Origin of the sequence: Bradyrhizobium sp. CSA112 (assembly GCF_029051645.1) — a bacterium.
In the GTDB taxonomy this organism is placed as follows: domain Bacteria; phylum Pseudomonadota; class Alphaproteobacteria; order Rhizobiales; family Xanthobacteraceae; genus Bradyrhizobium.
The window spans coordinates 438,162-449,038 of sequence record NZ_JAACFS010000004.1 but is presented as its reverse complement, the minus strand read 5'-3'; the positions used below and the strand labels follow the sequence as shown (position 1 = coordinate 449,038).

The 10,877-nt window shown below is 62.6% G+C and carries 8 protein-coding genes; 6 read left to right on the top strand and 2 right to left on the bottom strand.

What is annotated here, in order from left to right; genetic code table 11:
- Positions 1-227: 227 nt before the first annotated feature.
- Both GWE18_RS12170 and GWE18_RS12165 read right to left on the bottom strand, forming a co-directional pair.
- The gene (locus tag GWE18_RS12170) at positions 228-1,088 is read right to left on the bottom strand and encodes a prephenate dehydratase (protein ID WP_275185980.1); all 861 of its coding nucleotides are present in this window, start codon (positions 1,086-1,088) and stop codon (positions 228-230) included.
- 21 nt (positions 1,089-1,109) lie between these two features.
- Positions 1,110-1,850: a 3-deoxy-manno-octulosonate cytidylyltransferase gene (locus GWE18_RS12165; protein ID WP_275185979.1), complete on the bottom strand. Its 741-nt coding sequence runs from the start codon at positions 1,848-1,850 to the stop codon at positions 1,110-1,112.
- 210 nt (positions 1,851-2,060) lie between these two features.
- Here GWE18_RS12165 and GWE18_RS12160 point away from each other — a divergent pair, with 210 nt between their 5' ends.
- From GWE18_RS12160 to GWE18_RS12135, 6 genes are all read left to right on the top strand, one after another.
- The gene (locus GWE18_RS12160; protein ID WP_275185978.1) at positions 2,061-2,612 is read left to right on the top strand and encodes a cytochrome c family protein; all 552 of its coding nucleotides are present in this window, start codon (positions 2,061-2,063) and stop codon (positions 2,610-2,612) included.
- 299 nt (positions 2,613-2,911) lie between these two features.
- On the top strand, positions 2,912-4,813 hold the full coding sequence (locus GWE18_RS12155; protein WP_275185977.1) for an extracellular solute-binding protein: 1,902 nt from the start codon (positions 2,912-2,914) through the stop codon (positions 4,811-4,813).
- A gap of 14 nt (positions 4,814-4,827) precedes the next feature.
- The gene (locus GWE18_RS12150) at positions 4,828-6,711 is read left to right on the top strand and encodes an extracellular solute-binding protein (RefSeq protein WP_275185976.1); all 1,884 of its coding nucleotides are present in this window, start codon (positions 4,828-4,830) and stop codon (positions 6,709-6,711) included.
- Positions 6,711-7,823 carry a microcin C ABC transporter permease YejB gene (locus GWE18_RS12145; protein ID WP_275185975.1) on the top strand — a complete coding sequence of 371 codons (1,113 nt, stop codon included), beginning with the start codon at positions 6,711-6,713 and terminating at the stop codon, positions 7,821-7,823. Before GWE18_RS12150 ends, GWE18_RS12145 begins: the two co-directional genes overlap by 1 nt.
- Entirely contained in the window at positions 7,823-9,001 is a 1,179-nt protein-coding gene (locus tag GWE18_RS12140; RefSeq protein ID WP_275185974.1) for an ABC transporter permease, read from the top strand. The genes GWE18_RS12145 and GWE18_RS12140 overlap by 1 nt, the downstream gene beginning before the upstream one ends.
- Before the next feature lie 9 nt (positions 9,002-9,010).
- The gene (locus GWE18_RS12135; protein ID WP_275185973.1) at positions 9,011-10,636 is read left to right on the top strand and encodes an ABC transporter ATP-binding protein; all 1,626 of its coding nucleotides are present in this window, start codon (positions 9,011-9,013) and stop codon (positions 10,634-10,636) included.
- Positions 10,637-10,877 lie beyond the last annotated feature (241 nt).

Below are 10,877 nucleotides of genomic sequence, written 5' to 3'. Positions count from 1 at the left end.
GTCCAGGGTGGGGCTGGTAACGGCCGGTGGTGATCGGAGAGGGGGCGTACGCCGGCTGATAACGCCGCGAGTACCGCTTTCATAATATCCGTATCCGCTGCACCGCTAACGCCGCGCAACTCGCCGCTCGCTGGTAAGCGTCCGGCTGTTGCACGTCACGAATCTGCGCTCTCCGCGCCCACGGCAGCAGTCGCGCCGAGAGGCGCGAACAGATGCGTGCGCGTCCCTTAATCCTGCTTTTCGCTGAACGTCGCGCGGAACGGATGGCCGGGATAGACGCCGACGATGCGGAATTCGCGCGAGAAGAACTTTAGTTCTTCCAGCGCGAAGGCGAGGCCCTTGTCCTCGGGATGGCCGTCGACGTCGGCATAAAACTGCGTCGCGAAGAAATTGCCGTCGACCATGTAGCTTTCCAGCTTGGTCATGTTGACGCCGTTGGTGGCAAAGCCGCCGAGCGCCTTGTAGAGCGCGGCGGGCAGGTTGCGCACCCGGAAGACAAAAGTGGTGACCAGCGGCCCCGATCCCTGCTTGGCCCAATCGGCCTCGCGCGCCAGCACCACGAAGCGTGTGGTGTTGTGGGCCTCGTCCTCGACGTCTTCGGCGAGGATGTCGAGACCGTAGATGTCTGCGGCCAGCCGCGAAGCGATGGCGGCAACGCTCTTGTCCTTGCGTTCGGAAACGTCGCGCGCGCTGCCGGCGGTGTCGGCCGCGACGATCGGCTTGATGCCGAGCTTGCGGATGATACGCCGGCACTGGCCGAGGGCGTGGACATGACTCTCCACCGTCCTGATGTCGGCGAGTTTTGCGCCGCGCGGCGCCATCAGTTGATGGCGGATCGGCAAAAACCATTCGCCGACGATGAACAGGCCGGACGCCGGCAGCAAATGGTGGATATCGGCAACCCGCCCCGCGACCGAATTCTCGATCGGGATCATGCCGAGATCGGCCTCGCCCGAGGAGATTGCGGACAGCGCGTCCTCGAAGGTCGCGCACGGCATCGGCTCGGCGTCGGGATAGGCCTCGACGATGGCGATATGGGAATTGGCGCCACGCTCGCCCTGGAATGCGATTTTGAGCTTCTTGGTCATGCGGGGCCTTTTAGCAGCGGCTCAGGCTTTTGCCAGTATGCGGCGGGCGGTTTCGAGGTCGGCTGGGGTGTCGACGCCGCGGGGGACGCTGTCGACGATGGCGATGTCGATCCGCATCCCGGCCTCCAGCGCGCGGAGCTGCTCGAGCTTCTCCTGCTGCTCCAGCGCAGACGGGGGCAGCGTCACGAACCGTTCCAGCGCGGCGCGGCGGTAGGCGTAGAGGCCGATGTGGTGGTAGCGGGGGCCATCGCCATGGGGCGCCGTGGCGCGGGTGAAATAGAGCGCACGGAGCCGGTTTGGGCCGATCGGCGAGCCGACCGCCTTCACCACGCTGGGGGCCTGATCCTCTTCCTCGGTATGGATCTGCGAGGCCAGCGTCGCGATGTCGACGGTGGGGTCGTCGAGCGGCGGCAGCGCGGCGCGGATGGTGTCCGGCGTGATCGTGGGGAAATCGCCCTGCAGGTTGACCACAATCTCGGCCTGGCCGCCGGGATCGATCGTCCGCATGGCCTCATGGATCCGGTCGGAGCCGGAGGGATGATCGGCACGGGTCATCACTACCTCGCCGCCCGCGGCCTTCACGGCGGCCGCGATCTCGAGCGTGTCGGTGGCGACCGCCACCCGGCCGATCCTGGCCTCCTCGGCCCGCCGCAGCACGTGGACGATCATCGGCAAGCCGCCGATATCCAGTAGCGGCTTGCCGGGCAGGCGGGTCGCCGCCATGCGGGCAGGAATCAGCACCAGGACGCGGTTTTCGGTCATCGGGGACGAGGTCTGGGGGCCAACAAAAACGGGCCTGAAATGATGGGGATTGGCGGAAAGTCGGCGCGTTTATACGGGTTGCCAGAGCCCGGGCAAACCGATATCTCAGGCGCTGCTGAGGGTGCGGCGCGAAAGCCTGATTCCTGACGCGCACCCGCGGCCGTTTTGCCGGCCTTCAGTCGATCTTCCGGCCTGGAGCCTGATCCAACTATGGACTCCTTCGAACTCAACAAGATTCTCGGTGCCATCCTCGGTACCTGCCTCGTTCTCCTGGTGACGAGCTTTGCCGCCCAGGCGATTTTCGCACCCGTGAAACCGGAAAAGCCGGGCTTCGAGATCGCCGTGAAGGAAGACACCAAGGCTGGTGGAGCCAAGGAAGCCGCGGCGCCGTCCGAGCCGATCGAGAAGCTGCTGCAGACTGCCTCCGTCGAGAAGGGCACCGCGGCCGCAAAGAAATGCGCCGCCTGCCATACGTTCGAGAAAGGCGGCCCCAACCGCGTCGGCCCGAACCTGTTCGGCGTCCTGAACGAGCCGAAGGGCCAGGGTCGCGGCGGCTTCAACTTCTCGGCTGCTTTGAAGGCCAAGGGCGGCACCTGGACCTATGACGACCTCAACAAGTTTCTCGCCAGTCCCAAGGGCTTCGTTCCCGGCACCGCGATGGGCTTCGCCGGCATCCCGAAAGACAGCGAGCGCGCCGACGTGATCGCTTATCTGCGCAGCCTTTCGGACAGCCCGGCGCCGCTGCCCACCGCGGCGAAGTAAAATTTCGACAGTCCGGCATGGGCTTCGCGATCACATGACGGCCAGGCATTGCCTGGCCGTTTGCGTATGTGGGATCGCATTGCCGTTGCCGGAGTTGTTACCGGGACTTTTCGCCGCAGCGGCGGGGTTCCCAAGCTGCTATCATGAGGAAAAAGCAACGTAATTCGTCGAACCCTTGCCTTATATTGGGTCCTCACTAGCTCGGGGCCTCGTCGTTTGCGTAGTCCGTGTCACCGGGCCGGCGCGGATCGCGGACTTCGAAAGCACGGATACTGGCGTCAGCAACAGGAATTCTGCATTTGGCGATTACCCGACGACATCTTCTACAAAGCGGTGCCGCGGCCACGTTGGCCCCGGCGCTCGGGCTCACTGCGAACGTTTCCGCGATTGAAGCGGCCCACGCCCAATCCGCATCGGGCGAACCAGCCTTTCGGCATGCGCTGTCGCTGTTCGGCGAAATCAAATACCCGGCCGACTTCAAGCGCTTCGACTACGTCAATCCGGAAGCCCCGAAGGGCGGCACCGTACGTCAGATCCAGATCGGTACCTTTGACAACTTCAACCTTGTGGTTGCCGGCGTCAAAGGCTCGCTCGCAGCCGGCGTTCAGTTGATCTACGAATCTCTCATGACGTCATCGCAGGACGAGGTCTCGACCGAGTACGGCGAACTGGCCGAAGCCGTCAGCCACCCCGAGGATTTCTCCTGGGTGACCTACCGCCTCCGGCGAGAGGCGAAATGGCATGACGGAAAACCCGTCACGCCTGACGACGTGATCTTCTCGCTCAATGCGTTCAAGCAACATCATCCGCAGTACTCGGCCTACTATCGCCACGTGGTGAAAGCTGAAAAGGTCGGTGATCTCGACATAAAATTCAGCTTCGACGCGCCCGGCAATCGCGAACTCCCGCTGATCGTCGGCCAACTCACGATCTTGCCGAAGCATTGGTGGGAGGGCGCCGACAGCGAGGGCCGCAAGCGCGACATTTCCGCGACGACGCTGGAGAGGCCGCTGGGTTCGGGCCCCTATCGCATCAAGGAGTTTGTCCCGGGTAGGACGCTGACGCTGGAGCGTGTGAAGGACCATTGGGGCCGCGATTCCAGCACGAATGTCGGACGCAATAATTTCGACGAGCTGCGCCTGGAATATTTCCGGGACTCGACGGTCGCACTCGAGGCGTTCAAAGGCGACCAGGTCGATTGGCGCACCGAAAACAGCGCCAAGAACTGGGCCACGGCCTACGACTTCCCGGCCGTCAATGACAAGCGCGTGCTGCTTGAGGAGTTTCCGAACCGCAGTTCCGGGATCATGCAGGCGTTCGCGCTGAATATCCGGCGTGACCAGTTCAAGGATCCGCGCGTGCGTCGTGCGCTGAATTTTGCGTTCGACTTCGAGGAAATGAACAAGCAGATCTTCTTCGGTCAGTACAAGCGCATCAGCAGCTATTTCGATGGCACTGAACTGGCTTCAAGCGGCCTGCCGCAAGGCAGGGAATTGGAGATACTTGAAGCTGTCCGCGCGGAAGTGCCGCCCGAGGTTTTCACGAAGCCCTATACCAATCCGGTCGGCGGTAGTCCCGAAGCAGTTCGCGAAAATCTACGCGAAGCGCTGCGCTTGCTGAAGGAAGCTGGGTACGAGGTGCGCGAGCGCAAGCTGGTCGATAGCAAGACGGGAGCACAATTTACGCTCGAATTGCTCGGTGCCGACCCGACCTTCGAACGGGTAATGCTGTTCTTCAAGCCGTCGCTGGAGCGGCTTGGCATCGTCGTCAGCGTGCGCACAATCGATCCGACACAGTATGAAAACCGGCTTCGCAGCTGGGATTTCGACGTGGTCGTCTCGTCGTGGGCGGAATCGTTGTCGCCCGGAAATGAACAGCGCGAATATTGGGGTTCGCAGGCGGCGGACATGGCGGGTTCGCGCAATGTCATCGGCATCAAGAATCCGGCGATCGACAAACTGATCGAGCGGCTGATCTATGCCAAGGGCCGGGATGACCTTGTTGCCGCGACCAGAGCGCTCGACCGCGTGCTGTTGTGGAATCACTATGTCGTGCCGCAGTGGAATTATCCCAAGGTTCGTACCGCGCGCTGGGATCGCTTCGGCAGGCCGTCCGAATTGCCCAAATACGGCCTGTCGGGCTTCCCGTCGCTATGGTGGTACGACCCCGACAAAGCGGCAAAGATCGGAAAACGGTCTTGAAGGATATCTTGCGCATGGCGCAATTCTCTCGCCGGCATGTGCTCGGTCTCGGTGTCGGCGCGCTGGGCGTTCTGACGCTCGGGCCGGCGCGTGCGGCCGAAGAGAATGGCGCCGAGGTGCACGGCATCTCGGCCTTCGGCGACTTGAAGTATCCCGCCGACTTCAAGAATTTCGACTATGTGAATGTCGCAGCGCCCAAGGGCGGTGTGTTTTCAACCATTCCTTCGACGCGCTCCTACAATCAGTCCTACCATACGTTCAATTCGCTCAACGCCTACATTCTCAAGGGCGAGGGCGCGCAGGGCATGGACCTGACCTTCTCAGCGCTGATGGTGCGGGCCGGCGACGAGCCGGACGCGATGTACGGGCTCGTCGCAAAGTCGGTGCGAATTTCGCCGGACAAGCTGATCTACCGCTTTACGCTTCGCCCCGAGGCCAAGTTTCATGACGGCTCGAGGATCACGGCGCATGACGTCGCCTGGTCCATCAACACGCTGAAGGCCAAGGGCCATCCGCTGATCCAGGTGCAGATGCGTGACGTCAAGGGCGCCGAGGCGCTCGACGATGCGACCGTGATCGTCACCTTCGCCGAGAAGCGCGCGCGCGACGTGCCGCTCTACGTCGCGGGGCTGCCGATCTTCTCGAAGAAATATTACGAGACGCGGCCCTTCGATGAATCGACGCTGGACACGCCGTTGGGCTCGGGGCCCTACAAGGTCGGCAAGTTCGAGGTCAACCGCTACATCGAATACGAACGCGTCAAGGACTGGTGGGGTGCGGATCTCCCGGTCTGCCGCGGTTATTACAATTACGATGTGGTCCGCTACGAATTCTATCGCGACCGCGACGTCGCCTTCGAAGGCTTTACCGGCAAGAATTATCTGTTCCGCGAAGAGTTCACCGCGCGCATCTGGGCGACGCGCTACGACTTCCCCGCGATCCAGGACGGCCGCGTCAAGCGCGAGCAGGTGCCGGACGAAAGGCCGTCGGGCGCGCAGGGCTGGTTCATCAACACCCGCCGCGACAAGTTCAAGGATCCCCGCGTGCGCGAGGCGTTGATCAACGCTTTCGATTTCGAGTGGACCAACAAGACCATCATGTACGATGCCTATGCGCGGACGCATTCGCCGTTCCAGAATTCCGACATGATGGCGAAAGGGCCGCCCTCGCCGGAGGAGCTGAAGCTGCTCGAGCCGTTCCGCGCTCAGGTGCCCGCGGAAGTGTTCGGCCAGCCCTACGTGCCGCCGGTTTCGGATGGCTCGGGGCAGGATCGCAATATGCTGCGCAAGGCGCAGCAATTGCTTAACGAGGCCGGTTTCGTCATCAAGGACGGCAAGCGGATGACGCCGAGCGGCGAAGTGTTCCGCATCGAATTCCTGTACGATGAGCCCTCGCTGAATCCACATCACGCGCCCTACATCAAGAACCTGGGCACGCTCGGAATCGAGGCGAGCCCGCGCATGGTCGATGCCGTGCAGTACCGCGCGAGGGTGGAAGATTTCGATTTCGACATGACTATCACGCGCTTCTCGATGTCGACGACGCCGGGCGACGCAATGCGTGCCTTCTTCTCATCGCACGCCGCGAAGACCAAGGGCTCCTACAACCTGGCCGGTATCGAGAATCCCGCCATCGACGCGCTGATCGAAAAGATCATTGCGGCGGATACCCGCGCCGAGCTGACGGTTGCCTGCCATGCCTTCGACCGCGTTTTCCGCGCCGGGCGTTACTGGGTGCCACAGTGGTACAACAAGACGCATCGGCTGGCCTATTGGGACATCTTCGACCGCCCGAAGAACCTGCCGCGTTATCAGATCGATGCATCGGGCTCCGGCGAGCGCGTTATCTGGTGGTATGACGGCGCCAAGGCGGGCAAACTCGAGCAGGCGAAGCAATAATGACTGCCTATATCGCCCGCCGCATTCTGCTGATGTTTCCGACCTTGCTCGGCATCCTCTTCATCTCCTTCGTGGTGGTGCAGTTCGCGCCGGGCGGGCCGGTCGAGCGCGTGATCGCGCAGCTGTCCGGCGCCGATACCGGCGGCTCCTCGCGCATCTCAGGCTCTTCCACCGGCGACTTTGCCGGCCGTACGCCACAGGCCGGCGCCTCCGCCGACGCCGTCAATTCGAAATACCGCGGTGCGCAGGGGCTCGATCCTGATTTCATCAAGAACCTGGAAAAGCAGTTCGGCTTCGACAAGCCGGCGCATGAGCGCTTTGCGCTGATGGTGTGGAATTTCGCCCGCTTCGATTTCGGCAAGAGCTATTTTCGCGACACCACAGTGTTGCAGCTCATCAAGGAGAAGCTGCCGGTCTCGATATCGCTCGGGCTCTGGCTGACGCTGCTGACTTATCTGATTTCGATTCCGCTTGGTATCCGCAAGGCGGTCGACGACGGAACGCGATTCGATACGTGGACATCGGCGGCCATCATCGTCGGCTTTGCGATTCCCGGCTTCCTGTTCGCGATCCTGCTGATCATCCTGTTTGCCGGCGGCTCGTTCTTCAACTGGTTCCCACTGCGCGGATTGACCTCGGACGGCTGGTCGCAATTCCCTTGGTATTGGAAGATCATCGACTACCTCTGGCACCTCACCCTGCCTTTGATCGCGATGGGTCTTGGTGCCTTTGCCACCATGACGCTGCTGACCAAGAACTCGTTCCTTGACGAGATCCGCAAGCAGTATGTGATGACCGCGCGCGCAAAGGGCTGCAGCGAGCGGCAGGTGCTTTACGGCCATATCTTCCGCAACGCCATGCTGATCGTGGTCGCAGGCTTTCCCGGAGCGTTCATTGGCGCCTTCTTCTCCGGCTCGCTGCTGATCGAGACCATCTTCTCGCTCGACGGGCTCGGGTTGCTCGGATTCGAAAGCGTGCTCAACCGCGACTATCCGGTCGTGTTCGGCACGCTGTTCATCTTCTCCCTCGTGGGTCTTGTGGTGGGTCTGATCTCCGACCTCACCTACATGTGGATCGATCCCCGGATCGATTTTGAGGCGAGGGAAGTCTGATGGCGCTGCTCGCTCCACAACCGGTCGAAACCACCGCGCGGTCGCCGCTTGGCGAGGTCGTCCCGGCCACGCAGCACGCGTTCGCGCCATCGCCGCTGAACCGCCGGCGCTGGCAGAACTTCAAGGCGAACCGCCGCGGTTACTGGTCGCTCTGGATATTCCTTGCGCTGTTTGTGATCTCGCTGTTTGCCGAACTGATCGCCAACGATCGGCCGTTCCTTATCAAGTATGACGGAAAGCTGTATTGGCCGGCTTTCGTCAGCTATTCCGAGACCACTTTCGGCGGCGATTTCGAAACCGCGGCCGACTACCGCGATCCCTATTTGCAAAAGCTGATCGCCGAAAAGGGCGGCACCATCATCTGGCCCTTGATCCGCTATTCCTACTCCACCCACAATCTCGATTTGCCGACGCCGGCACCGTCGAAGCCGACATGGATGCTGACGGAAGAGCAGTGCAAGCCCGTGGTGGAGAAGAAGGGCCTGAAGAGCTGCAGCGACCTTGAATACAACTGGCTCGGCACCGACGACCAGGGCCGCGACGTGGTGGCGCGACTGATCTACGGTTTTCGCATCTCGGTGCTGTTTGGCCTGACGCTGACTATCCTGTCCTCGATCATCGGCGTCATCGCCGGCGGCGTGCAAGGCTATTTCGGCGGCTGGACCGATCTGATCTTCCAGCGCATCATCGAAATCTGGAGCGCGATTCCCTCGCTCTATCTGCTGCTGATCCTGTCATCGGTGCTGGTGCCCGGCTTCTTCGTGCTGCTCGGCATTCTCCTGCTGTTCTCCTGGACCTCGCTGGTCGGCCTGGTTCGCGCGGAATTCTTGCGTGGGCGCAATTTCGAATACATCCAGGCGGCGCGCGCGCTCGGCGTCTCCAATGGTGTGATCATGTTCCGGCATCTGCTGCCGAACGCGATGGTGGCGACCATGACCTTCCTGCCGTTCATCGTGTCGTCCTCGGTGATGACGCTGACCGCGCTCGACTTCCTCGGCTTCGGCCTGCCGCCGGGCTCGCCATCGCTCGGCGAGCTGCTGTCACAGGGCAAGTCCAACGTGCAGGCGCCGTGGCTCGGCTTCACCGGCTTCTTCTCGGTCGCGATCATGCTGTCGCTTTTGATCTTCATCGGCGAGGGCGTGCGCGACGCCTTCGACCCGCGCAAGACGTTCCGGTAAGGGGGGCGCATGGACGTCGTCAACCAGCCCTTGCTCGATGTGCGCGATCTCTCGGTGGCGTTTCACCAGCCGAGCGGCGCCACGATTGCGGTCGACCGCGTCTCGTTCTCGATCAAGCGCGGCGAGTGCGTGGCTCTGGTCGGCGAGTCCGGTTCCGGCAAATCGGTCAGCGCGCTGTCGGTGCTAAGATTGCTGCCCTATCCGACCGCGTCGCATCCCTCCGGCACCATCCATTTCAAGGGCCGCGAGCTGCTCAATGCCTCGGAACGCGAGATGCGCGAGATCCGCGGCAACGACATCTCGATCATCTTTCAGGAGCCGATGACCTCGCTCAATCCGCTGCACACGATCGAGGCGCAGATCGGTGAGATTCTTTCCCTGCACAGCGGCATCGGCGGGCAAATGGCGCGGGCGCGTACGCTGGAACTCTTGACCCAGGTCGGCATTCCCGATCCCGAAACCCGGCTGAAGAGCTATCCCCATCAATTGTCCGGCGGCCAGCGCCAGCGCGTCATGATCGCGATGGCGCTGGCCAACGAGCCGGACCTCTTGATCGCGGACGAGCCGACCACCGCACTCGACGTCACGGTGCAGGCCCAGATCCTGGCGCTGCTCGCCGAGATCAGGTCCCGGCTCGGCATGAGCATGCTGTTCATCACCCATGATCTCGGCATCGTCCGCCGCATCGCCGACGTCGTCTGCGTGATGAATTCGGGCAAGATCGTCGAGCAGGGGCCGGTCGAAGAGGTCTTTACAGCGCCGAAGCACGCCTACACGCGCGCGTTGCTGGCGGCCGAGCCCAAGCCCGATCCGGCGCCGCCGCGGCCCAACGAGCCGGTGGTGATGTCGGCCGACAACCTCAAGGTCTGGTTTCCGATCAAGCGCGGGCTGTTGCGCTCGACCGTCGGCCATATCAAGGCGGTGGATGGCGTCAGCATCGCGGTGCGCAAGGGCGAGACGCTCGGCGTCGTCGGCGAATCCGGCTCGGGCAAGACCACGCTGGGGCTGGCGCTCCTCCGGCTGATTTCCTCGGATGGGCCGATCGTGTTCCTCGGCAACAACATTCAGGGCCTGCGTTTCAAGGCCATGCTGCCGTTCCGCCGCGACATGCAGATCGTGTTTCAGGACCCGTTCGGCGCGCTGAGCCCGCGCATGTCGGTCGGCGATATCGTCGCCGAAGGCTTGAGCGTGCATCAGAAGTCGCTGTCATACGAAGAACGCGAGGCGCGTGTCGTCAAGGCGCTCCAGGACGTCGGCCTCGATCCGGCGACGCGCTTCCGCTATCCGCATGAATTCTCCGGCGGCCAGCGCCAGCGTATCTCGATCGCGCGCGCGGCGGTGCTGGAGCCGAACTTCGTCGTGCTGGACGAGCCGACCAGCGCGCTCGACATGCTGTTCCAGGCCCAGATGGTCGATCTGTTGCGCGAACTGCAGCGCAAGCGCGACCTGACCTACATGTTCATCTCGCACGATCTGCGCGTGGTGGCCTCGCTGGCGAGCCATCTGATCGTGATGCGGCACGGCAAGGTGGTGGAAGAGGGGCCGGCCGCTGAGCTGTTCAAGAATCCGAAGAGCGACTACACCCGCGCGCTGTTCGCGGCGGCGTTCCGGATCGAGGCCGTGCCGGAGCTATAACCTGTCATGCCCCACCTTGTGCGCAATTGCGCACTGGGGCGGGGCATCCGGTATGCAGCGGCTTCTCCCCGTCATTGCGAGCGCAGCGAAGCAATCCACGTCTCGGCTCGGGGATAGATGGATTGCTTCGTCGCTCCGCTCCTCGCAATGACGCAGAGATAACAACGCAACGCCAACTGTCATCCCCGCGAAGGCGGGGATCCAGTACGCCGCGGCGTCTCGGCTCGATCACTACCGTCTC

Coding starts and splice junctions, on each gene's coding strand:
- GWE18_RS12150 (WP_275185976.1), top strand. CDS start 4,828: ATGGCGCAATTCTCTCGCCGGCATGTGCTCGGTCTCGGTGTCGGCGCG.
- GWE18_RS12140 (WP_275185974.1), top strand. CDS start 7,823: ATGGCGCTGCTCGCTCCACAACCGGTCGAAACCACCGCGCGGTCGCCG.
- GWE18_RS12145 (WP_275185975.1), top strand. CDS start 6,711: ATGACTGCCTATATCGCCCGCCGCATTCTGCTGATGTTTCCGACCTTG.
- GWE18_RS12135 (WP_275185973.1), top strand. CDS start 9,011: ATGGACGTCGTCAACCAGCCCTTGCTCGATGTGCGCGATCTCTCGGTG.
- GWE18_RS12160 (WP_275185978.1), top strand. CDS start 2,061: ATGGACTCCTTCGAACTCAACAAGATTCTCGGTGCCATCCTCGGTACC.
- GWE18_RS12165 (WP_275185979.1), bottom strand. CDS start 1,850: ATGACCGAAAACCGCGTCCTGGTGCTGATTCCTGCCCGCATGGCGGCG.
- GWE18_RS12170 (WP_275185980.1), bottom strand. CDS start 1,088: ATGACCAAGAAGCTCAAAATCGCATTCCAGGGCGAGCGTGGCGCCAAT.